Genomic DNA, 26927 nt, shown 5'->3' with positions numbered 1-26927 from the left:
CGTGCCCCTCCCCGCAGAAGGCAGCGCCGGCGGCACGGTTAAGCTGACGGTCCATGGCAATCAGCACCGCACTATGGTCTTTCGCCCTGGTCGTAGGGCTCCTCACTCTCACTCCCGGCCTCGACACCGCTCTCATCCTGCGCACCTCGGCGCTCGGTCGCCGCAAGCGTGCGCTCGGTGTCGTCCTCGGCATCCAGAGCGGCACTCTGGCCTGGGGCGCGCTCACCTCGCTCGGTGTCACAGCGCTGCTCACGGCCTCACACGTGGCGTACGAAGCACTGCGTTACGCCGGAGCCGCCTATCTGCTCTGGATGGGTGGACGCCTGATCGTCGACACCTTGCGCGGCGGGCGCGCCCAGGGGGAAGAGGCGCAGGGGGCCGAAGCCCGTGCCGTGGCTCCGCAAGGGACCGACAGCCTCGCTGCCGGATGGCGGCAGGGCGCCCTGACCAATCTGCTCAACCCGAAGATGGGCGTGTTCTACGTCGCCGTCCTTCCCCAGTTCATCCCGGCGGGCGCCCCGCACTTCGCCACGGGCCTGCTGCTGACCGGGGTACACATCGCACTCGGCCTCCTCTGGTCGGCACTGCTGATCGCGTTCGCCCAGGCCCTGCGGGGTGGGCTGCAACGCCCGCGGGCCCGCAGACTGCTGGACCGGATCACCGGAACCGTGATCGCCGGATTCGGTCTGCGGCTGGCCCTCGGCGACTGAGGGCGCCTCCGCTCGCAGCGCGCTGCCACAGCTCCGTACGGATCCCCCGCCCCCAGAGCCTTCGGCGCCCATGCGGAGCCTCCCGGAACCGTTCACAGCCTTCCCGAGCCGTTCGGGCTGTCCGGAAGGGGGCAGGCCGTGCCACGGTACGATCGCTTCGCCATGGAATTGAATGCCTCGTACACCAGTCTTGTCGCGGTCGGCGACTCGTTCACCGAGGGCATGTCGGACCTGCTGCCCGACGGCTCGTACCGGGGCTGGGCCGATGTCCTCGCCGGACGGCTCGCGGTCCGTACGCCGGGGTTCCGCTACGCGAACCTCGCCGTACGCGGCAAGCTGATCGGCCAGATCGTCGACGAACAGATCGATGTGGCCGCCGCCATGGGGGCGGATGTCATCACGCTCGTCGGCGGTCTCAACGACACCCTGCGGCCGAAGTGCGACATGGCCATGGTCCGCGGACGGCTCGAAGAGGCCGTCGAACGTCTCGCTCCCTCGTGCAAGAAGCTTGTGCTGATGCGCAGCCCGGGGCGCAACGGCCCGGTGATGGAACGGTTCCGTCCGCGGGTGGAGGAGCTGTTCTCCCTGGTCGACGAACTGGCGGCACGGCACGGAGCGTCGGTCGTCGATCTGTACGGGGCGCCGGCCCTGGGCGATCCCCGCCTGTGGGACGTCGACCGGTTGCATCTGACGGCCGACGGGCACCGGAGGGTGGCGGAGGCGGTCTGGCAGACGCTCGGGCTGCCCGCCGAGGACGACTGGCGGACGCCGCTCCCGACCTCGGTCCCACCGAAATGGGCGATACGACGTGTCGATGACCTCCGGTTCACCCGCCAGCACCTGATGCCGTGGATCGGGCGCCGCCTGACCGGCCGCTCGTCCGGGGACGGGCGAACGGGCGCCCAGTACAGCGCCGAACAGGGAAGGGCGTTCTGGGTCACCCCCGAAGATTCCCGCGATCCCGGCCCGGTGGCGACCTGGCGCCGGGTGGACGCGCCGCCGCCCTCGTAGCAACCCACAATCAGGACCGCGGCGCCGGCCTACGTCCGGCACACCGTTCACGGCGAGGTAGCTGAGGCACGAGTGCCGCGCGTCGTAGAGTCGCACCCGTCGCATCTCCAGCTCGCGCATGAGCCGGTAGGCGCGCTCGCGAAGGTGCCGTGTGCTCAACGGCTCGCCCAGCTCGTTCACCGCCACGTATCCAGAGTCCGTGTAGCCCTCGCCCGCGCTCAGCTTCTCGCGAGCCTGCCGCGCGCGGAACTTCTTGAGGGCCTCTGCGACCTTGCTGGGCAGCGGCAGGACGCGCTCACCCGCCAATGTCTTGGTGTCCTTCTCCAGGACGGTCTTGTTCCCGGCCATGGTCCGGGTATCGGCCGTCTCCAGAGTCCAAGGTTTCAGGTCGACGGCCGTCCAGCGCATGCCGCAGACCTCAGCAGGCCGTAGGCCCATGAGGCTCGGCAGAAGGGGCACGTACAGCCGGTCTCGCTCGATGCCCCTGATGAACCTCTGGACCTCCGCGACAGTCCACGGCTTCTCGCGTCCGCGGTTCTTCCTGTCCTTCTTCTTGTCCTGCAGCGAGATTTTGACGTACTGGGCGACGTCGCGACGAGCTTGCGCACGACTGCGCGCCCCAGGGCTTCCCGGAGCCGAGTCAGGATGCCCTCGACGGTGGACACAGCCAGCCCCGTACCGGGCTCACCGGCCCGGGTCGGCTGGTGATGCGTTCCAGTAGCGCGGTCAGGATCCGCTCCACAAGCGCAGGGCCTCCGGTTGGTCCACGGCCCGAGTGTCGACCAGTTCACAGGCCAGACACTCGAGGTACGGCAACGACTGCCCGCCGGAAGCGGTGGGGGGCGAACAGCAACACGACTGGGCCGCCGTCCGACCTGCTCCATGGCCGCGCGTCCGACGGCGAGGACCCCACCCGTCAGCCGGGGCGGTCGGACTGCGGAGTCGGGTTCGAGGACCGTGGTGGCTGTGACGCCGTCGGTGACGGCGGACCGGGCCGGATCCAGTCCACCTGGATCTGACCGGCCGCGAGGCCGCCAGAGGCGGGCTCTCATAACGACCGGGTGGAGACCTGTTCGGGGAATCAGCGCTGATCGAACTCGCCGGAGAGGTGAACTCATGTACGCATCCAGGTTATTGGGACGTAGGTTGTGCGTTGACAGTTCACGCCTCGGTTGAAAGACGGACGGTACCCATGACCGACCACGCGACGTCGCCCGGACCGGCGGTGCATCAGAAGATCGATACGTCGGTGCCGCACTCGGCCCGGATCTGGAACTACTGGCTGGGTGGGAAAGACAACTACCCCGTTGACGAAGAAGCCGGCGACACATACAGCGCCGTCTTCCCCGGCATCGTCACCATCGCCCGCAGCAGCCGTGCTTTCCTGCGCCGCACCCTCACGTACCTGGTCACCGAGGAGGGCATCCGGCAATTCCTGGACGTCGGGACCGGCCTGCCGACCGTGAACAACACCCATGAGGTCGCCCAGCGGCTCGCCCCCGAGAGCAGGATCGTCTACGTCGACCACGACCCGTTGGTCCTCGCGCACGCCCGTGCCCTGCTCACCTCCACCCCCGAGGGGGCGACCGCCTACGTCGACGCTGACCTGTCCGACCCTGATCGCATCCTGGCGGCCGCTGCCGAGACGCTGGACCTCACCCGCCCCACCGCCCTGATTCTCAGCAACGTCCTGGGCCACGTCGCTGACTACGACCAGGCGCACGACACCGTCACTCGCCTGATGGACGGACTGCCGTCCGGCAGCTACCTCTCCATCAACGACGGTTCACGGGGCACCGACGCCGACTACGAACAGGCCCAGGACGCGTACAACGAGACCGGCGCCGTACCGTACTTCTTGCGCCCCGTCGACGAAATCGCGGCGTTCTTCGACGGCCTGGAACTTCTGGACCCCGGGGTCGTGTCGGTCCCCTCCTGGCGCCCGGACCTTACTTCGCCCGCCCCGCGACCCATCGGTGAGCACGGCGGCCTCGCCCGCAAGCCGTGAGCCCTGACGGACCAGACCCCGCCTACGACCTGGATGATCGATTCCAAGGCTTGGCCGACGCCCACTGCATGTGTTCGCGCTTCCGGCGCGAGCCGCTCACCCGATGATGGGCCAGCCGATGACCTCTTCCAGTTGGAGATCGCGGAGAACAGCTTTGTCGAGCTTGGCGTCGGTGGCATTCGTCAGCCCGTGGGGTGGGGCACCGGTCAGGACCCGGCCGAAACGGGCGCCGGTCAGATCCGCGGCGCGCAGGTCGGCGCCAGTCAGATCGCAGCCCGCCAGAGTGACCCCCCGCATGGAGGCACCGCTCAGATTCGCTCCGCGGAGATCGCATAGTTTGAAGTGGCAGCCATCGAGAGTGGCTTGGCGGAGATCCGTCTCGCGAAATGTGCACCGCGTGAACCACAACGACCGCAAGCGCACCGAAGCGAGATCCGCGCCGTCAAAGGACTCCCGCTGGAGAGTCGCGTACTGACGGCGGGATGCGAGGCTCTCCCTCAGCAATACCAGTCGGCTCATGCTGGACATCGTGCCAGCTCTTGAATGGGGCTGTCGTTGCTGGACAGCTGGCACGGGCTGCTCTGACCGGTGCCGCAGGGCCTGTATGTGCTGGAAGAGCCCGTGGCCGTGGCGAAGGAGGCCAACCTCGGTGTGTGAAGACAGAGCTGGACTCCCTCGCCACCGCACTCCATATGAAGACCGACGACTTGCTGAAGGAGTGGCCGCAGTTGGCCCCGTGGCGGCCAGCCGTGGGCATCGCGCCCCAGCTCAGCGTCGCTGAACTGGTGACCTGGGCGATGATGCAGGCGACGCTCGGCTTCACCTCCGAGGCCCGCTGGCTGCGGCATGCCCGTGTTCACCTGCGGCACCTGTTTCCGTATCTGCCCAAGCATCCCGGCTACAACAAGCGTCTGCGCAAGGCCGCCGAACTACTTCGTCGGGTCACCCGGGTGCTGGCCACCGACACCACCGTATGGAGCGACGACGTGTGGATCGTCGACACCACGCCGGTCGAATGCGGACGCTCCCGCGAGACCGTCAAGCGGTCCGACCTGGCCGGATGGGCCGAGTACGGCTACTGCGCCAGCCACAGCCGCTTGTTCTGGGGCCTTCGACTCACCTGGTGTGCACCCTTCAGGGTCTGCCGATCGCTTTCGCCCTGACCGGGGCCAAGGCCGACGAGCGCGAGACGCTGCTGGACCTGCTCGCTGCCGAACCGGAACTGGTGGCCTCCCGGCCCGGACAGACGCTGATCGGCGACAAGAACTACTTCGGCCGTGACTTCGAGCACCAGTTGGCCGAACTGGACGTCCGCCTGCTGCGACCAGCCCGCAAAGGCGAGCCGGAGCGGCCCGGGGCACCATTGTTCAAGCCGCTGCGGCAGGTCATCGAATCGGTCAACGAGAGCTTCAAGGGGCAGCTCGACCTCGAACAGCACCGAGGGCGCACGCCCCGCGGTGTCGTCGCCCGCGTCATGCAGCGAATCCTCGCGCTGACCGCCGCGATCTGGCACAACGACCACACCGGACAGCCAGTACTGCGATCACTGACCGCCTTCGATCACTGACCCCTTGGAATCGATCATCCAGACAGACCGCCGTCTCGTGCGAGACCGCGGTCTTGCCACACGCAGCGCTGGCCTGTGACCGGTTCGCGGAGGAACCGGCCCAGATGTTCACGCGCAGCCGCGGCCGGGACCTGCCGGTAGCGGGCGACGGCTGACACCTCGGCCGTTTCCATGTCGGCGACAACGGCCCCTTCGGCGGCGTACTGCTGCACCTCTGTGGCGCTCTCCCGGTACAGCGCATCGGTGGTCCAGGCACGGCCCCGGTGGGGTCCGCAGGGTGCGGAAGAGGAAGGTGTGGCGGCATCCGATCAGCGGGATCACCCCGGCCTCGGTACCGTCCGTGAGCGGGTGGACGAAGTGCGCGTCGTGGAGTTCGGTCAGCGCGAGCCACTGGGCGGTCACCTCGGCCGGCTCGTCGGGGGACCTTGTGCCGGACCGCGCTGACCCCTCCTCCGTGGACCAGGTCGCATTCGTACAAGGACGGCACATCCAGGCTCCAGGCCGGGGATCCGGGCGAGTTGCTCATGCAGCAAGGTGCCGGGGTCGGGGGCCCAGCGGTGGGTGTGGACGGTGCGCAGGAGCTGGGGTGGGGACTTCTCGGCCTCGCCGAGGGCGACGACGTCGAGGTAGTCGGCAAGGACTTCGGGGTTGGCCAGGCTGCCCTGGCCGCCGATGACGAGCGGGTGCACGCCGGGGGTGCGGTCGGCGGCGCGGCGTGGGATCCCGGCGAGGTCCACTCGGGCTTCTTCCTGGCCGTCCAGTAATCCCGAAGTCGACACCTGTGCCGCGCGGCCACTGTGAGCTACAGCACCATGGCTTGCGGTGGCCAGCCATCCCGTCAGCGCCTTGCGCTCCAGTGCTCCTGGCCGGACTCCTCGCCGGCCACGCCGGCGTGAGGTCCTGCAATCCCGCCGTGCTTGCTACCGCACCCGGGTCACCGTGAGTGTCCCGTGCCGACCCGTCCTGGCGAGGACCTCCACCACGACACCCGAGCCGAGCCCGGTGTACCGCTCCCCGCCCCGCGCCACTGCCGGGCCGGTCACCGTGGCGTCGGCGAGCAGCGCACCGAGCTGCGTCGAGAGGCGCGCATCGAGTCGGGCCGACATGCGCGGCCGGTCGTCGTCGACGAGTGCCAGGGCCAAGTTCCGGGGCCGCGCCCGGGGGCCTGTGAACCCGACGACCGCCGCGTCCTGAGTGTCCGCGTGCCTCACCTTCACCCAGGAGCGCCGCCCTCCCGGATACCCCTGACCTGCGAATTCGGCCACCAGGCCCTCAATGCCCTGGTCTACCAGGGCCTCATACGAGAGCAGGGCCGTGTCCCGGTCGTCGGTCACGGGCGTGACCTGGATCGGGGGACCGATCTGCGCGAGCAGGTCCAGGAGCAGCCCGCGCCGCTCGACGTAGGTCTGTGACCGTACGTCCCCGAGCGTCGGGGGCTGGAGCACATCCCATGCGACATACGAGGCCGGCATCCGTGCGGCGAGCTCCCGGGCCCGTCGGACGGACGAGGTGGCGCGGGACTGGACCGCCGAGAAATCGAGCCTGCCGCCATGCCAGATGACTGCCTCGCCATCCACAACCGTGCCCGGAAATAGGGGCATGCCGACGGTCGCGAGGTCCATCCAGTGACTCGTCACGATGCGGCCCGACCGGGCGTAGATGATCACCGTGTCCTCGGTGCGCACCATGGCGGCCCGGTGCCCGTCCGAGTTGGCCACTGAGTGCTTCGCCTGGCCGCGCTCGCGCTCAGTTCTGCGCCGGGCACGGCGTAGCGGCCTCCTCGCCCTCCGTAGTTGTCCGGAAGGGTATCGGATGCCTGTCGGCGGTGAACGTGAGTTGTCGGCGGTGTGTCGGTGGAGGCTGCGACCTTGGTCGGGTTGGTGCTCCCCATGAGCACGCTGCCCCGAGCGCAAGGAGCCTGTCATCGTGTCTTCCGCATCCCAGAGCCGACCGTGGAACGTTCAGTGGCTGCCGTCTGCCGAGGGCAGGATCTTCCTGGTCACCGGAGGTAACGCCGGGATCGGCTACTTCGTCGCGGAGCAGCTCGCCGCCACCGGCGCCGTCGTCGTACTCGGCAGCCGGGACACCGCGAAGGCCGACGCCGCCATGGCCTCGATCCGCTCGCGCGTCTCCGGCGCGCACGTGCGGCACCTTCAACTGGACCTCGCCGACCTGTCATCCCTGAACACCGCCGTGGACAGGCTGGACCTCGACCATCTCGACGCGGCCGTCTACAACGCAGGGGTAGCGCTCGACGACCTGCCGCGTCGAGAGACCGAGGACGGCCACGAGCTGATGTTCGGCACCAACCACCTCGGCCACTTCGCGCTCACCCGGTGGCTGGCCCCACTGCTGTCCGCAGCGCCGGCAGGCCGCATCGTGACGGTGGGAAGCTTCGCGGCACGGTCCGAGCGACTGGATCTGGGCGATCTGCAGTCGACCCAGGACTATCGGCCCAAGCGCACCTACGGCCGATCGAAGCTGGCGCAGATGTGCTTCGGCTTCGAACTCGATCGCCGTCTGCGCGCAGTCGGCAGCACGGTGCTCAGCGTGGTGGCCCACCCCGGCGGCGCACTGGACTCCCTCACCCCGTCCCGCCCGCCGGTACGCGTGACAACCTCCGGCGAACGGCTGCGCGCTTTGCCCGCCGGACTCGTGGTGCAGGGCAAGGACGCCGGGGCATGGCCCGTCGTCCGTGCCGTCCTCGACTCGGAGGTGCAGGGAGGGCAGCTCTGGGGGCCGAGGGTCTTCGGGCTTCGTGGCGCACCACGGCGTGAGCCCGTCCCCTCTCATATGACCGACCCGGCCGCCGCCGCTCGCCTCTGGGCGGCCAGCAGTGAGCTGGTCGGCACCGATCCGCACCTCGGCTTCCGGTAGGCGTGCAGTTGCCCCCAGGGCAGCCATCCAGTGGCCAACTGCGGTGCTCAGCCCGGCCAACTCGGACGCTCGGTCACACCGGCGCGGCCAGCTTGGGCCCGTGCTCAGGATTGATCCTGGTCAGGTGCGGATTCAAGTCGGCTTCACGCAGATCGAGACCTGCCGCATAGGTCCGATATTGCTGCGGCTCCGCACCGAACGGGATAAGCGGTCCATCGACATCAAGGAACAGCGGCGGACGCCGCACGGAGCCAGTCACAGCAGCACTGGATAGCGACGGACATCATCATCGGTCGCCTCGATGAGGAGGGGCTGAGCTCCGCCCCTGTTGTCTGCTGACTCAGGCGAGACGACCGAGCCTCGTCGGAGACCGTGCCGCTATTTCTCGGCTCTGGCACAGATCTTGGCGAGTCGTCGCAGAGCGTTACGCCGATGTTCGATTGTGAGGAGACGGTTCGAGTGAGACCGCGTACGCCTTGCCGTCCGACGGTCGGAGTTGACGCTCCATCAGGTGCCTGCCGTCCGGTGCTGCAGTCGGCTGTGGACGGTGATGGTGCTGGTCATGCAGACCGATGCACCGTTCTGGGACTCGCTGGTGTTCGACGGGATCGACGATGTGCATGTCGAGGCGGTCACGGCCGTGTTCGGCACGGTCGAGGTGGTGGCGAGAGGCCGAGCGGCCGGGGCTGCATGTCCGGACTGCGGCCGCTGCTCGGACCGAGTTCACGACCGTTACCAGCGCAAGCTGAAAGACCTTCCGCTCGCTGAGCAGGGTTTCGTGATCCGGCTGATGGTCCGGCGCTTCATCTGCGGGGCGGCTGACTGCCAGCGCCGTACGTTCGCCGAGCCGTTCTCCCGGCTGGCCGCCCCGCACGCACGGTTCACCACTCGGCTCAACCACGCCCTGGAGCGAGTAGGGCTCGCCCTGGCCGGGCGGGCCGGCGCTCGGCTGGCTGCTCAGCTGGGCTTCGGCGCGGGAAGGATGACCTTGTTACGCAGGGTCATGGCATTGCCCGATCCGCAGTTCAGTACTCCGCGTGTGCTGGGTGTGGACGACTTCGCGATCCGTCGCAGCCCGATCTACTCCACCGTCTTGACCAGCGTCGAAGACCATCGCGTGGTCGATGTGCTCCCGACGCGTGAAGCCGGGCCGCTGGCCGCCTGGCTGATTTGCCACCCCGGTGTGGAGGTCATCTGCCGGGACCGGGCCGGCGCCTACGCCGATGGGGCCCGACGCGGTGCCCCCGACGCTCTACAGGTCGCAGACCGATTCCACCTGCGGCAGGGCCTCAGCCGGGCCGTGGAGACCTGCGTCGCCGCCCACCGCGACTGCCTGCGTGGGCCCTCGCCCAGCGGCATGTTGCCGGAGACCACCCGACTGGCTTCCGGCCGGCTGCAGGAGGACTCGGAGCCCGTCGGCCGGCGGGCCGAGCGGAAGAAGGCAGCACACACACTGGTCCACGAGCTGCTTGCCCAAGGCCACTCACGCCGAGCGATCGCCCGGCACCTGGGCTGGGGCCTCAACACCGGGCTCCGATACGCGAACGCCGCACGCTGGCAGGACACCATCCGCGAGAATCAGCCCCGGCCCAGCAGGCTGGACCCCTACAAGCCCTACCTGGAGCGGCGATTCGCCGCGGGATGCACCAGCGTCACCCGACTGCACAGCGAACTGGTTGCCGAGCATTCTCCCGTCACCTACGCCATGGCCCGCGCCTACATCGCCACCTTGCGCGGGGGTCCGTCCGGAGCACCGCCGCGGCCGCCGACGGTGCGGCAGGTGACCGGCTGGCTCACCCGACACCCCGCCGCCCTTGACGAGGAAGACCGCGACGGCCTGAAAGACGTTCTGACACGGTGCCCCGAACTGGACATGGCCGCCGGACACGTCCGCAACTTCGGTGAGACACTCACCGACCGCCTCGGCGCCACGCTCCCTGCCTGGATCGGCGCAGCCGATGCCAGCCGGCTACCCGGCCTCACAACCTTCGCACTCCACCTGCTACGGGACCTCGACGCTGTGACAGCCGGGCTCACCCTGGACTGGAGCTCCGGCAGCATCGAGGGCGCTGTCAACCGCATCAAGAAGATCAAGAGACAGCTCTACGGCCGAGCCGGATTCGAACTACTCCGCAAAATGATCCTGCTCCAGTAATACGCCGCGACGCCCCCAAGGACGTGTGTGAAGGTGCCAGCCCGTGTCAGGATGGCCTCATGTTGATCCGAAAGGGCGATGCCGCGTAGGCGTCCCAAGGCCGTCCGTGCAGAGCGGTGGCGGCCACGATGGCAGTATCCGGTCCTGAGGGTCCGTGGTGTCACCGCGCGGACTCGTGCAGCGATCCGCCGGGTGGAAGACCAGGAGATGTGGCCCAACGCGGTCGCGGCTGCCCTCTCTCGCTTCGAGTGGGCTTTTAAGCAGCCTGGACGGTATCTGAACGCCTCCGAGGCATGTTCGCCCGGTATAGAGGTGGAAGATGCCCGTGATGACCTGGAGTGGGCGATGCGGCACCTTCCTCGCGGAGCCAGAAGGGACTTGGGCCGACTGATCAGGTGCATCGATGAGGAGTTCGAGCGCCGTACCCTGCCGGAACCCAACAACGTCGGGTGGGCAATGGACGGCTGGTGGTGGACCAGAATGCGCGAGCGCTGAGCCACCCATGGAGGCCGTTTCTGACGGAGACGGAGCCCGCTGGCCCTCCAGTTTCAGAATCTCAGTTCCGTGGCGACAGCATATGTTCCAGGTCAAACAGGGCGGCCTCATGCCTGTGGTGGTTGGGGTGCGCGGTGCGACTCCGGCCGGCACCCACACCGCCCGGTTGGGCGGCAGGACCCAGTAGTCGTCCGCGACGCCGATGCCCAGCACGCCGCTGCGGGTCCAGGCCAACTGGTGGTGAGTGTGGCTGTGCGCGGGAAGCCACGGTCCCGGCGCGAGGGGGAAGTTGGCGACGAGGATCGCCCCGACGGAGGTCAGGATGGTGTCGCCGGGGTCCTCCACAGTGTTCCCGGCAGTGGTCACAAAAGCCTCACCCACGTCTGCTGCATCTCTTCGGAACTCGCCGCACCACGACGCCAGTCGCAGGGCCGCAGCATCGCCGTGCGCACAGATTCGCGCCTATCGTGCCTGCCTGCGGCGGCGGCCCGCACCATGCGATGCGGGCCGCCGCATGCCGGTCAGGGGATCAGGAGCAGCTTTCCGGTGGTGCGACGGGAGGCGAGGTCGGTGTGGGCCTCGGCCGCCTTGACCAGCGGATAACGGCCGCCGATACGGATGTCGAGCACGCCCTCCTCGATCCAGCCCAGCACCGCGTCGACCCGCTCCAACAGCCCCTCGCGCGTCGCGAGGTAGTGCTCGCATAGCTTCCCGGGGTGTCCTCCCAGGCGACGCGCTGCCCCACGGCGAGCTCGGTGACGCCCTCGCCGAGCGCTTCGACCGTTCCCGCGCCCTCCAGGCCGAGCACTAGCCTCGCCGATTCGGTTGGGGTGATGAGACGCCGCTGTTCGTCTGTTGTCGGGTGGGCGGGGTGATTTCGTTGCTTGGGCATGCCGGAGTCCCGGCGCGGGGTCGGGTACTCCAAAGTCTTTCGGGTCAGGGCGGTCAGGGGTTTGCTGGTCAGTCGGCGGGACGGGGTAGTGCGGCAAGGTGGTGGAAGGCCGTGGCTAGTTCGTGTCTCCAGGGCCAGGTTGCTGATATCCGCAAGCACAGACGGCGGCCGCCGTGGGTGAGGCGGGCGGCGACGTGCAGCAGCCGGTAGCGGAGTTTCTTCGGCCCGGCAGCCGCGCGTTCGCCGTCAAGCAGCAGGACGCGCATCCAGGCGACCAGATCGATCGCTGTGAGGCTGAGTCCGAGCCGGACAGCGTTGATACTGAAGTCGCGGGAGGGGAAGCGGCCGAAGCCGGTGGTCTTGCCGCACCGGGCGGTCCTCGACAGTGGCATGCCCGCGGTGACGGACCTCCAGGAACTGGGCGGAACCGCCACCGGCGTGCGGGGCGTCGGTGAGGAACACCTGATGCCGCAGGCCCTCGTCCTGGTCGCACAGTGGCAGTGGGGCTCCGGGGTGCGGTCGTTCGCGGCGCACGATGATGCGGGTGCCGGCCGGGTAGCCGTCCAGGTCGGCCATGCCGGTCAGCTCGGCGGTCTCGGCTCCCTCTCGCAGTGTCCCGTCCTGGTTGAGGGCAGGATGCCAGAGGCGGTCGGGTATGGCCCGGACAGCGCGGCAGACCGGCTCGGTGATGGCGTATCCGACCGAGAAGAAGGTACGGACTCCTTGTTGCCGCATGTCACGGACGTGGACGAGGAAGGCTTTCGCGGATCCGGCGCTGTCGGTGCGGACCAGGATGTCGGTGCCGTGCCGGTGGGCGTCGGGGATCTGCGCGAGTGCCTGGCCGAAAACCGCGATGTGGTCGGTGGCGGTGTTGGCGCCGGCGTTCCCAGGACCGGGCCGGGCAGCGTGCGTCCCGCGGTCCGGACTGCGGGTATGCCCTCACCGTGCTCGGCGGCCTGCAGCCAGGTGACTTCCCGGGCATGGGCACGGGCCGAGCGCACAGAAGCCAGTGTCCTGAGTCGGTGTCGGCGAGCAGCCGCCAGGCCGTTGGTGTCGAGGCGACAGCGCCGAACACCTCTGCCTGGTCCCGCAGCGCGGCCAGGTCTGCGATGGCCTCGCCGCCATCGGCGAGCATCACCGCCAGGCCGGTGGCGGTCCAGCCCGGATCATGTCCGGTCCCACGCGGCCGAAGCGGCCTGAGCGCGGTGGAGTACGCGGCGGTGAGCCCTGTGGCATCAGCGAGATCAGCCAGTAACCGTGCCCCGGCATGACCGACCACCCCCGAACCATCGGCACTGACCTGGATCTTGGGACGCAACCCGATAGCCTGCACGTAGAAAGTGCCCTCCGCCTGGACCGACAGAACCCCTCAGCAAGGTTCATCGTCCCAGGTCAGGAAGGCATTTTCGCGTTTCCGCCCCAACAGTCGCCGTCCCCAAACGAAACGGCGAGGCTAACGAGGTGCAGGGCACCCAGCACAGCTCTTCGCACATCCGCGCCACCTGGGGCCGAACCGGGAGGACACTTCCAGGGCGTTGGGGTTCTCGCCGACGAAGGGCTACAACCCGGTTCGCCGCAGGGAGTCCCCGTGCCGCGTGCTGCGCATCGCCCGCACGACACGTGTCGTCACTGCATCGTTGCTCTGCGTGCTCGAAAGCGGTGAGCCGGAGCACAACGGTGCCCTCTCCGGATGCTGCACGCCGTCGTAGTCCGCCGGGGCTTCGTCGTCTCACGCGCTCTGCCAGAATCCGGCACCAGTGAGGACAACGCTCACGGCCGCGGCCGTGAGAGCGGCGACCGCGTCGATCCGCTTCACTGGTCCCCTCGGCAACACCGAGGGGGCTGAGATGGCGAGCGAGGGCCCGCAACTGCGCAGAGTGGTCGACGAGCGCCGCGGCCGGCGCGTCCAGCTCGGCCGGGTGCCAGTGTCCGGGCGAACCCGAACAGTTCGACGTAGACACCGACGTGCCGGCGGGCGCACCGACCGTACGGGTACTGCACCAGCTCCGCGAAAGTGGAGCAGTTCGCCGTCTTGGGTCATGACGCCCTCGGCGCCGGCGCGGGCGAGGACGGCCCGGCACTCGACCGGGTACTCGGTGTGGCCGGTACACCAAGCCGGACAGGTGAGGTGACCAGGCCATGGTCAAGGGCCGGCACCGTGATGGTGCGCGGCGCGCTCATCGGCCTGCCTGTCTCCTTCCCCGCAGCACCCCAGTGGCAGTGCCCAGAGGAGGGGTGCTCGGCACGACAGGCCCGCAGGTAGTCCGCAGACCAACCAAAGTCGTCGCTCTGTTGGACCCCCTCCAGGGCGACCCGGGCGTGCACGACGCGGTCGGGATGTGGACGGACGTCTTCTTGTGGCCGACGCAAGCAGGCATGGCGAGTGCTTCGAGGACAGCCGCAAGGAGGCCGCCCAGCTCGGCGCTCAGGCTACGGTCTTGCATGGGTTCGGCTCCCCTGATCAGAAGGGTTTCGCCTCAAGGCCCCGGCGGTGCTGGAATCACCGGCCCGGGGCCGTTTCGTCTCACTCGTGTCTCACACGCTGTGTGTGAGACGGTGGTCCAGGAGCCTCTGACCTGGACCTCATGGACCTGGTGGACGCTCACGAACCGCTGAAGACGACAGGTAAGCTCTGCACACGTGACTGCTGTGTCTGCGAAGCCTCGCATCCCCAATGTCCTGGCCGGCCGCTACGCCTCCACGGAGCTGGCCGTCCTCTGGTCCCCCGAGCAGAAGGTGAAGCTGGAGCGTCAGCTGTGGCTGGCGGTGCTGCGCGCTCAGAAGGACCTCGGGATCGAGGTGCCGGACGCCGCCCTCACCGATTACGAACGTGTCGTCGACCAGGTCGACCTGGCCTCGATCGCCGAGCGCGAGAAGGTCACCCGTCACGACGTCAAGGCCCGGATCGAGGAGTTCAACGCCCTCGCCGGCCATGAGCAGGTCCACAAGGGCATGACCTCCCGGGACCTCACCGAGAACGTCGAACAGCTCCAGATCCGACTCTCTCTGGAACTGATGCGCGACCGCACGGTGGCGGTCCTGGCCCGGCTCGGCAGGCTGGCGGGCGAGTACCGCGAGCTGGTGATGGCCGGCCGCTCCCACAACGTCGCCGCGCAGGCGACCACGCTCGGCAAGCGCTTCGCGACTGCGGCGGACGAGCTCCTGGTCGCCTACGGGCGGCTCGACAACCTCCTGGGTCGCTACCCGTTGCGTGGCATCAAGGGCCCCGTGGGCACGGCCCAGGACATGCTCGATCTGCTGGGTGGCGACGCCGGAAAGCTCGCCGACCTCGAACAGCGCATCGCCTCACACCTCGGCTTCGCGCAGGCCTTCACGTCGGTCGGGCAGGTCTATCCGCGCTCGCTCGACTACGACGTCGTGACCGCACTGGTGCAGCTCGCCGCGGCGCCCTCGTCCGTCGCGAAGACGATCCGTCTCATGGCCGGGCACGAGCTGGTGACCGAGGGCTTCAAGCCCGGCCAGGTCGGCTCGTCCGCGATGCCGCACAAGATGAACACCCGCTCCTGTGAGCGCGTCAATGGCCTGATGGTCATCCTGCGCGGCTACGCGTCGATGACCGGCGAACTTGCGGGCGATCAGTGGAACGAGGGCGACGTGTCCTGCTCCGTGGTCCGCCGGGTGGCGCTCCCGGACGCGTTCTTCGCGTTCGACGGTCTGCTGGAGACCTTCCTGACGGTGCTCGACGAGTTCGGCGCGTTCCCGGCCGTCGTCGCCCGCGAGCTAGACCGCTACCTGCCGTTCCTCGCCACGACCAAGGTTCTGATGGGTGCGGTGCGCGCCGGTGTCGGCCGCGAGGTCGCCCACGAGGCGATCAAGGAGAACGCTGTCGCCTCGGCCCTGGCCATGCGTGAGCAGGGCGCCGAGCGCAACGAGCTGCTCGACAAACTGGCGGCCGACGACCGCATCCCGCTGGACCGCGCACAGCTGGACGCGCTGATGGCCGACAAGCTCTCCTTCACAGGAGCGGCGGGTGACCAGGTCACCGCGCTGATCTCCCGCATCGAAGAGATCATCGAGCAGCATCCCGAGGCCGCCGGGTACACGCCTGGCTCCATCCTCTGACGCCCGGCGCCATAGCCGGATGACCTCCGAAGAGCTCCGAGCCGCCCGTGACCGCACCGTTCCCGATGTGGTCGCGGGCGGCCTGCGTGTGCTGTTCTGCGGGATCAACCCAAGCCTGATGACCGGGGCGACCGGCCACCACTTCGCCCACCCCGGCAATCGCTTCTGGCCCGTACTCCACCGGTCCGGCTTCACCTCACGGCAGCTGAAGCCGGCAGAGCAGACCGAACTGCTTCGATACGGCCTGGGCATCACCAACGTCGTCGCCCGCGCAACCGCACGAGCGGACGAACTGTCCGCCGACGAGTTCCGCGAGGGCGGACAGATCCTCGCGGCCAAGGTCGAGGAGTTGAAGCCGCAGTGGCTGGCGGTCGTGGGGGTCACCGCGTACCGCACGGCCTTCGGCAGGCGAACCGCCCGGATCGGTTCACAGGACCACGTGATCGCCGGCACCCGTGTCTGGGTCCTCCCCAACCCCAGCGGTCTGAATGCCCACTGGACCGTCCAGACGATGGCGGAGGAGTACGGACGCCTCCGCGCCTCTGTCGAATGCGGCGGCATCAGCACCACCGAAGGAACCTGACGCCCGAGCGCCTGCACGGCGGTTTCGCGCCGGTGGCCGTCTGTTTGTGGTTGTGACACTGGCAGAGGGCTGATGCCTGGCCCATCACGGCAAGCGGCGGCGGGGCTGTCGCGGAAAGTTGGCCGTCGCGGAAAGTTGGTGACAGGGGCCCGTCCGCAGGTGGCGGACACCCGAACCGGACGCAGTGGACGGCTGCCGCGTTCTGTCTCAGCGGGCAGCAGTCTGCTCATGTCACGGCGGATCGATCTCCGTCACCACAACGCTCAGCTCGCAACCGGGGCCTTCCTCCTCCAGGTAGAGACCCATGGCAACCCATCGGTCCTCGATCCGCCAGAGCTGGAGGTACTCGCAGCCCGCAATCGTCTCGGCCCACGCCTCCGGAATCTCCTCACCGGCCATCATCCGCTCCTGCGCACTCCACAGACTGATCGTCTGGGGCTCCCCCCAGCAGACGGTGAGCAGCGTCAGCAGCGCGTCATGCTCCGCGAGGCACTGGGCCCGATGCGCCAGTCGCCCTACCTCGTCGTCGTTCCAGTGCTCGATGTCCGCGTGCAAGGACGCTGTGTGATAACCGGGCCCACTGACTCCCGATCCTGACCGGATGCGCTCCGCGGGAAAGTCCCGGGTGCGCATCCCGTCGATGAGACGGAGGTGAAGTGCGGTGGTCATGCCGTCAGTAAACCTCCCAGCACTGACAAGCCGCTCCGCGTCATGAGCTTTGAGGGGCTTTCAGCCGTCTTGCTACGCCTTGAGGATGTGGCAGCGGGCTATGCGTCCCTGCGCCGGATCGCCCACCAGCCTGCCAGCAGTGCAGCCACTGCCCACGCCGCTGCCACCGCGAGTCCGCTCCACGGTCCGAGACTGCCCTCTGGGTTCTGGTGGAGCACCAACTGTCCTGCCCGGTCGGGCAGATACTGTGCCGCGCCACCTGCGACGTCTCCAATCACGAAGGAGACGATGAGGATGAACGGAATGAGCAGGCTGAGCACGGCCACGGTGCTGCGGAGCAGCACCGTCAATCCGGCTGCGAACAGGGCCATCAGGGCCAGATAAATCCCTCCGCCGAAGGCCGCCCGCAGGGCACCCGGCTCCCCCAGACCGATCGCGTACTCCCCCATGAACATCTGTCCCACCAGGAAGGCGCTGAAGCTGGCGACAAGGCCGACGACGAGTGCCGGCGCACCGACGAGAGCCATCTTGGCCGCGTAGAAGAGATTGCGGCTGGGCACGGCGGCGAGCGAGGTCCTCAGGGCACCGTTGAGGTACTCGGAAGAGATCGCAGTTGCCCCGAAGCTGATGGCCGCGATCTGGCCGAAGTTCAATGCGTAGAAGGCGTTGAAGAGCGGCTCGGCGTCCGCGTTGTCCGCCTCTGCCTGGCCGACGGTGGCGAATGCGAGCACCGTGATGGCAAGCGTCACGAGCGGGACCGCTATCAAGGATCCGGCGACGGACCGCACCGATCTGATCTTGATCCACTCGGAACGCAGCACTGCGGTGGTCGACATGGTCAGGCCTCCTGACGGTTGGTGGATGAGGTCCCCGCGGACGCGAATTCCATGGCGCCGGAGGTGAGGTCGAGGTAGGCCTGTTCCAACGTGGCCTGTTCGTCGATGAGTTCAAGGACGGCAATACCTTCGGCGGCGGCTATCGCACCGATCTCCCCGGCCCTGGCGCCCTCGATGCTCCAACGGCCGTCGTCGCCCTGCGCGGGCTCATATCCCTTGCGGATCAGGACATCACGCAGCCGAGTGGACTCGGTCGTTCGCACCCGTACTCGGGGCCGGCTGCGGGAGTCGAGGAAATCCTGCATCGACAGGTCGGCGAGGAGCCGGCCCCGGCCGAGGACCACCAGGTGGTCGGCGAACGATGACGTCTCGTTCATCAGATGGCTGGAGACCAGGACCGTGCGCCCCTCTCGGGCGAGCCGCTTCATCAGCTCGCGGATCCAGATGATGCCTTCCGGATCCAGCCCGTTCGACGGCTCGTCCAGCATCACGATCTCCGGGTCACCGAGCAGGGCGGCCGCTATGCCCAGCCGCTGCCGCATACCGAGTGAGAACGTCTTGATGCGCGTTCCGCCGACCGCGCCGAGGCCTGCCTCCTCAAGCACTTTTTCCACTCTGCGCGCACCCATGCCGTTGCTGACTGCAAGGGCCAGCAAGTGGTTCCGCGCGGTCCGCGAGCCATGGGCGGCCTGGGCATCGAGTAGGGCGCCCACCCGACGCAGCGGATCGTCGAGTGTGGCGTAGGGCTGTCCGCCGATCGTGGCGGTGCCGCCGGTGGGCCGGTCCAGGCCGAGAACGAGTCGCATGGTGGTGGACTTCCCGGCACCGTTCGGGCCGAGAAAGCCGGTGACGCGGCCGGGTCGCACGCTGAATGTGAGGCAGTCCACGGCGCGGGTCATGCCGTATTCCTTTGTGAGCTCATGGACGTCGATGCTGGTCATGTCCTCAGCCTCGCTGTCGCGCCCGGTGCCTGGCCTCCCCCGGAGGTGGGGATCATCTCCCCCGCTCGGGGGAGCCGCCCGGGCCGGGCGGACTGACACGATGGCAGCATGTTCCGCCTTCTCCGCCCACTGGCCACCTCTGCCACCTACAGCCGGTGGCTGCATCTCCTCATCCCGGGGGCGGTCTGCAGCGTGTGGCTGTTCATCTCCCCGGACACACCGTGGGCGCCCATGGTCTTCGCTGTGCCAGTGGGATTGTTGCCCGCCATGCGGCTGGCCGAGGGTGTTCAGGCACAGCTCCTGCTCACACCTGCGGAGCGGGGCAACCCTCACGCGGCGATCTCCACAAGCGCTGCCGCCACTTGGACGGATCGCTGGCGAACCGTGTTGTGGCTGGAGATACGACTGCTGCTCTGCGTCGGCATGGGGCTCGCAACGGTGTGGCTGCCGGCGACCGCAGCTGACCTCGTCCTCACCGCAGCGGGCGCAGGCCCGAGCGGCGAATGGCTGGTCCGCGGAGTGGAGCCGCACTGGTGGTACGCCCTGTTGGCACCTCTGCCCATCCTGGTGCTGCTTGCCGTGGTCGCGGCGAGCGGAGAGCTGATCACTGCGACCGCCCGTCGACTCCTCGGTCCCTCGCCGGTGCAGCGGTTGACCGCTCTGGAGGAGCGCACCGAGCAGTTGCTGGAGCGCAATCGCATCGCACGGGAACTGCATGACTCGATCGGGCACGCGTTGACGGTCGCGGTCGTACAGGCGGGCGCGGCCCGCGCGGCCAACGATCCGGATTTCACCGAGCGGGCACTGGCCGCGATCGAGGAGACCGGAAGGGACGCACTCGACGATCTGGAGCGGGTTCTGCGGGTACTGCGCGAATCGGGAACACCGGTGGGGCAGCGGCCGACGCTCGCGGAAGCGGACCGGCTCCTGGACTCCGCGCGCGGTTCGGGGGCGAAGATCGATGCGAGCGTTTCCGGTCCGCTGGAGCAGGTTCCGGGAGCTGTCTCCCGCGAGGGGTACCGCATCCTTCAGGAATCCCTCACCAATGTGCTCCGTCACTCCGGCGCGGTTCCCGTCCGGGTGCGGATCAGCGTCACGAACGGCCGGCTGGAGATGGAGGTGACCAATCCACTCACTGATTCTCTGGGTGCGCCGGGCGGTGGGAGCGGGCTGCGGGGCATCCGCGAGCGTGCCGCGCTGCTGGGCGGGAACGCCAAGACAGGTCCGTACGACGGCGAATGGAGAGTGCACGCAAGTCTTCCGTTGAACGGCCTAGGCTGACCGGATGCCGGTTACCGTTCTTCTGGTCGACGACGAGCCTCTCGTCCGCGCGGGGCTGCGTGCGGTGCTTGAGGCCCAGCCCGATATCGAAGTGGTGGGCGAGGCGGGCGACGGTGCCGCGGTGATCCCGTTGCTGCGTCGGCTACGCCCCGATGTAGTGGCCATGGATGTCAGGATGCCGCTGATGGATGGCATCGAGGCGACCCGGGTGGTGCTGCGGACCGTACCGGATCCGCCGAAGATCCTGGTGGTCACCACCTTCGAAAACGATGAGTACGTGTACGAGGCGCTCAGGGCCGGAGCGGACGGCTTTCTCCTCAAACGTGCCCGCCCCGCCGAGATCGTGCATGCGGTGCGACTGGTCGCGGAGGGCGAGTCGTTGTTGTTCCCCGCGGCGGTCCGGCAACTTGCCGCGGAGTACGGAACGAGCAAGGCACGGGCCGCCATGGAACGGGCTTCGCTCACCGAGCGGGAGGCTGCCGTGCTGCGGCTGATGGCCCGCGGACTGTCGAATGCGGAGATCGCCACGAAGCTCGTGATCGGTGTCGAGACGGTGAAGACCCATGTCAGCGCCGTACTCGCAAAGTTGGGTGCGAGGGATCGTACCCAAGCGGTGATCGCCGCGTACGAGTCCGGCTTCGTCGCTCCGAGCTGATCACCGTCGCCTCCGCGTGCCCGTACCCGCCCGCAGTCGCCCTGCACCCGGGCAGCGAGTACGATCCCGCTGACATGCGCACGAGCTGGGAGGACACACCGTGGGCCGGCTGACCGGTGGGGATCCGTCGCTGCTGCGACGGATCAATTCCGCGGTGGTTCTGCACGCCCTCCGGGGCGCCGACTCCCCGACCCTCACGGATCTCACCCGGATCACCGGTCTGTCCCGACCCACGGTCGAGGGCGTCATGGAGGGGCTCTTCGAGGCCGGACTGGTCGTCGAGTCGGTTCCCGACGACGGTGGGACGCGACGTCAGGGGCGGCCGGCCCGCCGGTTCCGCTTCCGTGCCGAGGCAGGGCATCTGCTCGGTATCGAGATCGGACCGCATCGGATCTCCGCTCTGCTGTCGGGCCTGGACGGCCGGATCATCGGGGCGGGCTCACGCGAGGTGTCGGAGACGGCCTGCACCAACGACCGGCTCGACAAGGTCAGGGCCGTGGTCGCCGATGTGCTGCGGCGGACCGGTGTGGCCCGGAGCAGTCTGCGTGCGGTCGGGGTCGGCAGTCCGGGCATCGTGGAGGCCGACGGGACGGTCCGGCTGGGCACCGCGCTGCCGGGCTGGACGGGTCTGGCACTGGGTGAGCGGCTGAGACGCTCCTTCCGCTGCCCTGTCCTCGTGGAGAACGACGCCAATGCCGCGGCGGTCGCGGAGCACTGGAAGGGGGCGGCCACCGAGTCCGACGACATCGTGTTCGTCCTGGCGGGGCTGAGCCCGGGGGCCGGTTCCCTCATCGGCGGACGGCTGCACCGTGGTTTCGGTGGGGCGGCGGGTGAGATCGGCGCCCTGCACCTCCTCGGCCGTGAGGCGACACCCGAAAAGCTTCTGTCCACGACGGACACCCCACTGGACCCGCTGGACGAGCCCGCGGTTGCCACCGTGTTCGCGGAGGCACGGCGTGGCGATGTCCGGGCTCAGGCCGCGGTCGAGCGGTTCATCCAGCGTCTGGTGCACGATGTCGCGGCGCTGGCGCTGGCGCTGGACCCGGAGCTGGTGGTGATCGGCGGTTGGGCCGCGGGGTTGGACGGCGTCCTGGACCCGCTCCGCCATGAGCTGGCCCGGTACTGTCTTCGGCCGCCCCGGGTCACGTTGTCGCTGCTCGGCGAGGCGGCTGTGGCCACGGGCGCCCTGCGGCTGGCTCTCGGCCATGTCGAGGAGCAGCTCTTCGCGGTGGAGGGCACGGTGACGGCCCGCCGCTGAGTGCGACGGGCCGTACGTGTACATCGCGGACAGGTGGAGCCGGCAGGGCTCAGGAGGCCTGGCGCTCCTCGTTGTGATGGCTGATCTCCAGGTCGCCCGAATCACCGAAGGTGAGCCGGCACGTGTCGGCCCGGTAGGTGGCGACGGAGAGTGCTGCCGTGCCACCGGCCACGAGGTAGCGGGTGGTGACGACGAGCACGGGGGCGCCGGGAAGCCGGTCCAGCTCCTTGGCGTCGTCCACGCGCGCCGAGCCGAGCTCCACCGAACGGTCCTGGCCGTCGAGTCCGAGACGGTGCAGTTCACGCAGGACGCTGCGGGCCCGGGCAGGGCCGGAGGGGGCGTCGATCGCGGAGAGGTCGGGCACGGACGACGACGGGACGTACAGGAGTTCCGCCGCGACGGCCTGTCCGTGAGTGACCCGGATCCTGCGGACGATGTGCACCGGCTCGTCGGGGTCCACGTCGAGCACCGCCGCCACCGACGCCGGTGCGAGCGCTGTCGTGCAGTCCACGGGCTGCCATGTCTCGCCGGTGCCGCCACCGGACCAGTCCCGTTGTGCCGTGGAGACCGCGACCCCCACGCGCGGCGGGGCGACGGTGGTCCCGACGCCGCGGCGACGCTGGAGCCTGCCTTCGAGTTCGAGCTGCTCCAGAGCCTGCCGGAGCGTGGCTCGGGCGACACCGAACCGGGCGGCGAGCTCGCGCTCGTTGGGCAGGATCTCGCCCACCGCAAAGTCCGAGTCGAGTGCCTCACTGAGCACGGTCTTGAGGTGCCAGTACTTCGGCTCCTGCACCGTTTCCAGCTGCGTGGTCCCCACCCTGTCCTCCGCAATCGCCCAGCGGCTTTTCCGCGACGTTATTTATTAAAGGTTCCTGTCTTAACGTTGAGACCATAGGACGGGACACCCCCTTGGTCAAGACCAATCCTCCATCGGTCACGCAGCGAAACGGGCCTCTGCCGCAGAGCGTTCACAGGACGTTCGTGGTGCCGTGAGCCGCCCGCAGCACAACGCGTCACGACGGGACGGGAGGCGGGGCTCCGGGCAGGAGGCGGCAGGTATTCCTGCCGGCGAACCGGAGGAAATCGCGCCGATTGCGAGCGCGCCGAAAGGCCGGGGAATCCGGCTACTCTGCGGCCAGACCGACGAGCTTGTCGGGGTTGCGCACGACATATACGGACTGAATGAGTCCGTTCCTGATGTCCACCTGGAAGACAGAGTCGGGCTTTCCACCTGAGAGCAGCAGGAGGCCCGGCCCGCCATTGAGCTCCAGGAACCGGAAGCCGAGGTCCGGGAGCTGATCCTGGGCGACGGCGAACAGGAAGCGGCCGACCTTGTCGGCACTCTCGATGATCCGCAGCGGCCCCTTGGATTTTCCGCCGCTGTCCCCGACGAGCCGCACATCAGGTGCCAGCAGCGCCAGCAGCTCCTTGATGTCGCCACCCGCCGCCGCGGCGAGGAACCGCTCCGTGAGGTCACGGCGCCGGGCCGGGTCGACGTCGTAACGCGGTTTGCGCTCCTCGACGTGGCGCCGCGCACGTCCCGCGAGCTGGCGCACCGCCGTCTCGGACCGATCCAGGGCGGCGGCGATCTCGGCGTACGGGAAGCCGAATGCCTCGCGCAGGACGAAGACGGCCCGTTCCAATGGTGACAGCGATTCGAGAACGACCAGCACGGCGACCGATACGGAGTCGGCGAGAACGGCCCGTTCCGCGGTATCGGGTACGGCCGGGCCGAAGTCGGTGACGAGAGGCTCCGGCAGCCACGGCCCGACGTACGACTCACGCCGCGACTGCACCTGCCGCAGTCGGTCGATGGCCAGGCGGGTGACGACCCTCACAAGGAAGGCGCGCGGCTCCCGTACGCCCTCGCGCGAGGCGGACGACCAGCGCAGCCACGCCTCCTGCACCACATCCTCGGCGTCGGCGATCCCACCCAGCATGCGGTAGGCGACCCCGGTGAGCACGGGACGGTGGCCCTCAAAGACGTCGGTCGCAGTATCGCCTGTCACCCCTCCATCCCAGCCGACGCGTCGCACCCTGTCCAGCACGAATCGCCCAGCCCCCTTGAACTGCAAGCTACCGAGCGGTAATTGTTATTGACGAGACGTCTAAGTCGCCCTCAGGCATGGCTCATTCATGCCGGATCACCCCGGGAGCACCAGCATGGCCACCACGGTCTCGTTCAGCGTCGACTCGCCGCGAGGGCCCCGGACCGTGTCCGTGGCGTATGGACGGAGTGGCTCCGGAGAGCCGTTGCTCCTGCTGCACGGGATCGGCCACCACCGTCAGGCCTGGGATCCGGTGCTGTCCGCCCTGACCGCGGAACGGGATGTGGTTGCCGTGGACCTACCGGGCTTCGGCGCCTCCCCGGGGCTGCCCGGCGCCGTTCCCTACGATCTGGCGAGCGTGGTCCCCGTGCTCGGGGCGTTCTGCGAGACAGTCGGTCTGGACCGGCCCCACGTCGCGGGCAATTCGCTCGGCGGGCTGCTGGCGCTGGAGTTGGGCAGGCAGAAGCTCGTGCGGTCGGTGACGGCTCTGTCGCCCGCCGGGTTCTGGACGGAGAGCGAGCGCCGCTATGCGTTCGGAACGCTGCGGGCGATGCGGCAGGGCGCACTGTCGATGCCAATGCCGGTGATCGAACGGCTCTCTCGCAGTTCGGCCGGACGCGCGGCCCTGACCAGCACCATCTACGCCCGGCCCGGCCGCCGTTCACCCGGCGCGGTGGTCGCCGAGACCGTCGCCCTGCGTGAGGCGACCGGTTTCCGTCAGACACTTGTCGTCGGGCGGACTGTCTCGTTCACCGACGATGTGCCGGGGCTGCCCGTGACCATCGCCTGGGGCAGCCGGGATCGGATTCTGCTGCGCCGTCAGGGAATCAGGGCCAAGCACACCATTCCCGGCGCGCGACTGGTCCGACTGCCGGGTTGCGGACATGTTCCGATGAACGACGACCCGGCGCTCGTGGCCCGCGTGGTTCTCGACACCAGCCGCTGAATCGGCGCCCCCGCCGCATGTCCGAGCCGCGCCGTGCGAGGAACGCCGACGGGCAGCCGGGTGGCCCGGTCCGGGGCCCACTTCCATGACGTCCACTACGCGCATCCATCGCCAGGACATCGCACCGGCTGTCCGGCCGCCGGCAGCGGCCCAGCGGGATGCGGAAGGACAGGACATCGGTCGGGGCCGCGGCCGGGTGTTCATCTGAGGTTGGTGTGTGCGCCGTCGACGGGCACGAAGGTGGGGTCGGTCGACCAGCCACCCGTCGTCCGCCGATCATTGCCCCGGAGGCGCCTCGATGTCGTACCGTCCGCGTATTCCGTCCCTCGACCGCCGCGGTGTGCTGCGCGGTTCGCTCGCCGCATCGGCCGCGCTCGCACTTCCCGTGGCGGGCGCCGCGGCCCCCGCCCTCGCCCTGTCCGGCCGGCCGCGCGCCGCATGGGGTGTGCAGGTCGGCGACGTCACCGCGTCGTCCGCGCTGGTCTGGGTACGGTCGGACCGTCCGGCCCGGATGGTCGTGGAGACATCGGCGACGGAGTCCTTCCGCCGGTCCCGTACGTGGCACGGTCCACTGGTCGGTTCCGGTACCGACTTCACCGGGACCACACCGCTCTACGGGCTGCCGCCGGGCGAGCAGGTGCACTACCGGGTGACGCTCACGGATCCCGGGGACCCCCACCGCAGCGGCGAGCCGGTGTACGGAACCTTCCGGACCTCGCCCGCCCGCCGCCGGGACGGGGTGCGTTTCCTGTGGTCCGGCGATATCGCCGGCCAGGGCTGGGGCATCAACCCGGACATCGGCGGCTATGTGGTGTACGACGAGATGCGTCGCCTGGACCCTGACTTCTTTCTGTGCAGTGGCGACAACATCTACGCGGACGGGGTGATCGAGCCGAGCGTGCCCCTGCCCGACGGGCGTGTCTGGCGCAATATCACCACCCCTGAGAAGTCGAAGGTCGCCGAGACCCTTGCCGAGTACCGCGGAAACTTCCGCTACAACCTGCTCGACCACAATCTCCGCGAGTTCAACGCACAGGTGCCCTCGATCATTCAGTGGGACGACCACGAGGTGCGCAACAACTGGTATCCCGGGCAGATCCTCGACGACCCCCGCTACACCGAGAAGAACGTCGACCTGCTGGCGGCCCGGTCCATGCGGGCGTTCCGCGAGTACTTCCCGGTGTCCACGCTGCGTGCCTCGGCGAACGAGGGCCGGGTGCACCGCGTGGTGCGGCACGGACCGCTGCTCGACGTGTTCGTCCTCGACATGCGGTCCTTCCGAAACGCCAACTCCCCCGGCCGACAGCCCGACGACACCACCGGCATCCTCGGCGCCCAGCAGCTCCGCTGGCTCAAGCACGAGCTGTCGCGGTCCCGCGCGGTGTGGAAGGTGATCGCCGCGGACATGCCGCTCGGACTGGTGGTCACAGACGGCGCCACGGACTTCGAAGCGGTCGCCCAGGGCGATCCCGGAGCACCGCTCGGCCGTGAACTCCAGATCGCTGAACTGCTCCGCCACATCAAGCACCGGCGGATCACCGGCACGGTCTGGCTGACGGCCGATGTGCACTACACATCGGCGCAGCACTACGGGCCCGAGCGTGCGGCGTTCAGGGACTTCGCGCCGTTCTGGGAGTTCGTGTCCGGACCGCTCGCGGCCGGCCAGTTCCCGGCCAACGCGCTCGATGCGACGTTCGGTCCCGACCAGGTCTTCGTGCGGGCACCCGACCGTGCCAACGTGTCGCCGATGGAGTCCCCGCAGTTCTTCGGCGAGGTCGACATCGACGGCGACAGCGGCGAGTTGACCGTCCGGCTGCGGGCCCAGGGCGGTTCCGTGCTGTTCAGCAAGGTGTTGCGGCCGGGGCTCGTCGGACAGTGAACCGGCTCACCGCCGATCGGCCCCGCGCAGTGG

General features: G+C 68.8%; 22 protein-coding genes and 5 pseudogenes. 13 read left to right on the top strand and 14 right to left on the bottom strand.

Annotation, left to right across the window (positions count from 1 at the left end; all coding sequences use genetic code 11):
- The first annotated feature begins 53 nt into the window (after positions 1 to 53).
- Complete coding sequence (locus ACZ68L_RS28000; RefSeq protein ID WP_469581829.1) at positions 54 to 710, top strand: LysE family translocator; 657 nt, start codon at positions 54 to 56, stop codon at positions 708 to 710.
- Between the two features lie 162 nt (positions 711 to 872).
- Entirely contained in the window at positions 873 to 1721 is an 849-nt protein-coding gene (locus ACZ68L_RS27995) for an SGNH/GDSL hydrolase family protein (protein ID WP_469581826.1), read from the top strand.
- Between the two features lie 96 nt (positions 1722 to 1817).
- On the opposite strand, the pseudogene ACZ68L_RS27990 reads toward ACZ68L_RS27995, so the two are convergent.
- Positions 1818 to 2159 (bottom strand): annotated as a pseudogene (locus ACZ68L_RS27990) (site-specific integrase); the annotation flags it as partial.
- 754 nt (positions 2160 to 2913) lie between these two features.
- On the opposite strand from ACZ68L_RS27990, the gene ACZ68L_RS27985 reads away from it, so the two are divergent.
- On the top strand, positions 2914 to 3729 hold the full coding sequence (locus ACZ68L_RS27985; RefSeq protein WP_469581823.1) for an SAM-dependent methyltransferase: 816 nt from the start codon (positions 2914 to 2916) through the stop codon (positions 3727 to 3729).
- 96 nt (positions 3730 to 3825) lie between these two features.
- Here the strand turns inward: ACZ68L_RS27985 and ACZ68L_RS27980 are convergent, their stop codons facing one another.
- Entirely contained in the window at positions 3826 to 4248 is a 423-nt protein-coding gene (locus ACZ68L_RS27980; RefSeq protein WP_469581911.1) for a pentapeptide repeat-containing protein, read from the bottom strand.
- Positions 4249 to 4382: 134 nt separating this feature from the next.
- On the opposite strand from ACZ68L_RS27980, the pseudogene ACZ68L_RS27975 reads away from it, so the two are divergent.
- A pseudogene (locus ACZ68L_RS27975) lies at positions 4383 to 5296 on the top strand (IS982 family transposase).
- Between the two features lie 14 nt (positions 5297 to 5310).
- Here the strand turns inward: ACZ68L_RS27975 and ACZ68L_RS27970 are convergent.
- The 3 genes from ACZ68L_RS27970 to ACZ68L_RS27960 form a co-directional block, all read right to left on the bottom strand.
- A complete protein-coding gene (locus ACZ68L_RS27970; RefSeq protein ID WP_469581820.1) occupies positions 5311 to 5508 on the bottom strand; it encodes a hypothetical protein in 198 nt (65 codons plus the stop codon).
- A 186-nt stretch (positions 5509 to 5694) separates the two neighbouring features.
- Complete coding sequence (locus ACZ68L_RS27965) at positions 5695 to 5985, bottom strand: hypothetical protein (protein ID WP_469581908.1); 291 nt, start codon at positions 5983 to 5985, stop codon at positions 5695 to 5697.
- Between the two features lie 231 nt (positions 5986 to 6216).
- Complete coding sequence (locus ACZ68L_RS27960) at positions 6217 to 7014, bottom strand: ATP-dependent DNA ligase (protein WP_469581817.1); 798 nt, start codon at positions 7012 to 7014, stop codon at positions 6217 to 6219.
- Positions 7015 to 7222: 208 nt separating this feature from the next.
- Here ACZ68L_RS27960 and ACZ68L_RS27955 point away from each other — a divergent pair, with 208 nt between their 5' ends.
- Complete coding sequence (locus ACZ68L_RS27955) at positions 7223 to 8173, top strand: SDR family NAD(P)-dependent oxidoreductase (RefSeq protein WP_469581814.1); 951 nt, start codon at positions 7223 to 7225, stop codon at positions 8171 to 8173.
- 82 nt (positions 8174 to 8255) lie between these two features.
- On the opposite strand, the pseudogene ACZ68L_RS27950 reads toward ACZ68L_RS27955, so the two are convergent.
- Positions 8256 to 8432 (bottom strand): annotated as a pseudogene (locus ACZ68L_RS27950) (HAD domain-containing protein); the annotation flags it as partial.
- A gap of 303 nt (positions 8433 to 8735) precedes the next feature.
- Here ACZ68L_RS27950 and ACZ68L_RS27945 point away from each other — a divergent pair.
- On the top strand, positions 8736 to 10328 hold the full coding sequence (locus ACZ68L_RS27945; protein ID WP_469581812.1) for an ISL3 family transposase: 1593 nt from the start codon (positions 8736 to 8738) through the stop codon (positions 10326 to 10328).
- A gap of 1016 nt (positions 10329 to 11344) precedes the next feature.
- Here the strand turns inward: ACZ68L_RS27945 and ACZ68L_RS27940 are convergent.
- From ACZ68L_RS27940 to ACZ68L_RS27930, 3 genes and pseudogenes are all read right to left on the bottom strand, one after another.
- Complete coding sequence (locus ACZ68L_RS27940; protein WP_469581905.1) at positions 11345 to 11497, bottom strand: zinc-binding dehydrogenase; 153 nt, start codon at positions 11495 to 11497, stop codon at positions 11345 to 11347.
- Between the two features lie 77 nt (positions 11498 to 11574).
- A pseudogene (locus tag ACZ68L_RS27935) lies at positions 11575 to 11715 on the bottom strand (hypothetical protein); the annotation flags it as partial.
- A gap of 68 nt (positions 11716 to 11783) precedes the next feature.
- A pseudogene (locus tag ACZ68L_RS27930) lies at positions 11784 to 13078 on the bottom strand (transposase).
- A 1277-nt stretch (positions 13079 to 14355) separates the two neighbouring features.
- Between ACZ68L_RS27930 and purB the strand changes: the two are divergent.
- A complete protein-coding gene (gene purB, locus ACZ68L_RS27925; protein ID WP_469581809.1) occupies positions 14356 to 15798 on the top strand; it encodes an adenylosuccinate lyase in 1443 nt (480 codons plus the stop codon).
- A 19-nt stretch (positions 15799 to 15817) separates the two neighbouring features.
- Positions 15818 to 16381 carry a G/U mismatch-specific DNA glycosylase gene (gene mug, locus ACZ68L_RS27920; protein ID WP_469581806.1) on the top strand — a complete coding sequence of 188 codons (564 nt, stop codon included), beginning with the start codon at positions 15818 to 15820 and terminating at the stop codon, positions 16379 to 16381.
- Between the two features lie 231 nt (positions 16382 to 16612).
- Here mug and ACZ68L_RS27915 read toward each other — a convergent pair whose 3' ends face one another.
- From ACZ68L_RS27915 to ACZ68L_RS27905, 3 genes are all read right to left on the bottom strand, one after another.
- Positions 16613 to 17050 carry a hypothetical protein gene (locus ACZ68L_RS27915; RefSeq protein ID WP_469581803.1) on the bottom strand — a complete coding sequence of 146 codons (438 nt, stop codon included), beginning with the start codon at positions 17048 to 17050 and terminating at the stop codon, positions 16613 to 16615.
- A 98-nt stretch (positions 17051 to 17148) separates the two neighbouring features.
- Positions 17149 to 17886 (bottom strand): ABC transporter permease, encoded by a 738-nt coding sequence (locus tag ACZ68L_RS27910; RefSeq protein ID WP_469581800.1) that lies wholly within the window; start codon positions 17884 to 17886, stop codon positions 17149 to 17151.
- A gap of 2 nt (positions 17887 to 17888) precedes the next feature.
- Positions 17889 to 18827 carry an ABC transporter ATP-binding protein gene (locus tag ACZ68L_RS27905; RefSeq protein ID WP_469581798.1) on the bottom strand — a complete coding sequence of 313 codons (939 nt, stop codon included), beginning with the start codon at positions 18825 to 18827 and terminating at the stop codon, positions 17889 to 17891.
- 108 nt (positions 18828 to 18935) lie between these two features.
- Here ACZ68L_RS27905 and ACZ68L_RS27900 point away from each other — a divergent pair, with 108 nt between their 5' ends.
- From ACZ68L_RS27900 to ACZ68L_RS27890, 3 genes are all read left to right on the top strand, one after another.
- Positions 18936 to 20108, top strand: a complete 1173-nt coding sequence (locus tag ACZ68L_RS27900) for a sensor histidine kinase (RefSeq protein WP_469581795.1) — start codon at positions 18936 to 18938, stop codon at positions 20106 to 20108.
- 4 nt (positions 20109 to 20112) lie between these two features.
- Positions 20113 to 20763, top strand: coding sequence for a response regulator (locus tag ACZ68L_RS27895; RefSeq protein ID WP_469581793.1), 651 nt, complete (start codon positions 20113 to 20115; stop codon positions 20761 to 20763).
- A gap of 100 nt (positions 20764 to 20863) precedes the next feature.
- Positions 20864 to 22021, top strand: a complete 1158-nt coding sequence (locus ACZ68L_RS27890; RefSeq protein ID WP_469581790.1) for an ROK family protein — start codon at positions 20864 to 20866, stop codon at positions 22019 to 22021.
- 49 nt (positions 22022 to 22070) lie between these two features.
- Here the strand turns inward: ACZ68L_RS27890 and ACZ68L_RS27885 are convergent, their stop codons facing one another.
- Together ACZ68L_RS27885 and ACZ68L_RS27880 are read right to left on the bottom strand one after the other, a co-directional pair.
- The gene (locus tag ACZ68L_RS27885; RefSeq protein ID WP_469581787.1) at positions 22071 to 22838 is read right to left on the bottom strand and encodes a GntR family transcriptional regulator; all 768 of its coding nucleotides are present in this window, start codon (positions 22836 to 22838) and stop codon (positions 22071 to 22073) included.
- Positions 22839 to 23145: 307 nt separating this feature from the next.
- A complete protein-coding gene (locus ACZ68L_RS27880; RefSeq protein WP_469581784.1) occupies positions 23146 to 24030 on the bottom strand; it encodes an RNA polymerase sigma-70 factor in 885 nt (294 codons plus the stop codon).
- Positions 24031 to 24184: 154 nt separating this feature from the next.
- Here ACZ68L_RS27880 and ACZ68L_RS27875 point away from each other — a divergent pair, with 154 nt between their 5' ends.
- Positions 24185 to 25015 (top strand): alpha/beta fold hydrolase, encoded by an 831-nt coding sequence (locus ACZ68L_RS27875; RefSeq protein WP_469581781.1) that lies wholly within the window; start codon positions 24185 to 24187, stop codon positions 25013 to 25015.
- A 298-nt stretch (positions 25016 to 25313) separates the two neighbouring features.
- A complete protein-coding gene (locus ACZ68L_RS27870; protein ID WP_469581779.1) occupies positions 25314 to 26894 on the top strand; it encodes an alkaline phosphatase D family protein in 1581 nt (526 codons plus the stop codon).
- The last annotated feature ends 33 nt before the right edge of the window (positions 26895 to 26927 follow it).

It is taken from the genome of Streptomyces sp. NPDC104309, from assembly GCF_055584025.1.
Note: the sequence above shows the minus strand (reverse complement) of the source record. Positions and strands in the feature narration are given on the sequence as shown.

What these genes read in the sequence shown, in the direction of transcription:
- ACZ68L_RS28000 (WP_469581829.1), top strand. Translation starts at nt 54, where the DNA reads ATGGCAATCAGCACCGCACTATGGTCTTTCGCCCTGGTCGTAGGGCTC.
- ACZ68L_RS27995 (WP_469581826.1), top strand. Translation starts at nt 873, where the DNA reads ATGGAATTGAATGCCTCGTACACCAGTCTTGTCGCGGTCGGCGACTCG.
- ACZ68L_RS27985 (WP_469581823.1), top strand. Translation starts at nt 2,914, where the DNA reads ATGACCGACCACGCGACGTCGCCCGGACCGGCGGTGCATCAGAAGATC.
- ACZ68L_RS27980 (WP_469581911.1), bottom strand. Translation starts at nt 4,248, where the DNA reads ATGAGCCGACTGGTATTGCTGAGGGAGAGCCTCGCATCCCGCCGTCAG.
- ACZ68L_RS27945 (WP_469581812.1), top strand. Translation starts at nt 8,736, where the DNA reads ATGCAGACCGATGCACCGTTCTGGGACTCGCTGGTGTTCGACGGGATC.
- mug (WP_469581806.1), top strand. Translation starts at nt 15,818, where the DNA reads ATGACCTCCGAAGAGCTCCGAGCCGCCCGTGACCGCACCGTTCCCGAT.
- ACZ68L_RS27915 (WP_469581803.1), bottom strand. Translation starts at nt 17,050, where the DNA reads ATGACCACCGCACTTCACCTCCGTCTCATCGACGGGATGCGCACCCGG.
- ACZ68L_RS27910 (WP_469581800.1), bottom strand. Translation starts at nt 17,886, where the DNA reads ATGTCGACCACCGCAGTGCTGCGTTCCGAGTGGATCAAGATCAGATCG.
- ACZ68L_RS27905 (WP_469581798.1), bottom strand. Translation starts at nt 18,827, where the DNA reads ATGACCAGCATCGACGTCCATGAGCTCACAAAGGAATACGGCATGACC.
- ACZ68L_RS27900 (WP_469581795.1), top strand. Translation starts at nt 18,936, where the DNA reads ATGTTCCGCCTTCTCCGCCCACTGGCCACCTCTGCCACCTACAGCCGG.
- ACZ68L_RS27895 (WP_469581793.1), top strand. Translation starts at nt 20,113, where the DNA reads ATGCCGGTTACCGTTCTTCTGGTCGACGACGAGCCTCTCGTCCGCGCG.
- ACZ68L_RS27875 (WP_469581781.1), top strand. Translation starts at nt 24,185, where the DNA reads ATGGCCACCACGGTCTCGTTCAGCGTCGACTCGCCGCGAGGGCCCCGG.
- ACZ68L_RS27870 (WP_469581779.1), top strand. Translation starts at nt 25,314, where the DNA reads ATGTCGTACCGTCCGCGTATTCCGTCCCTCGACCGCCGCGGTGTGCTG.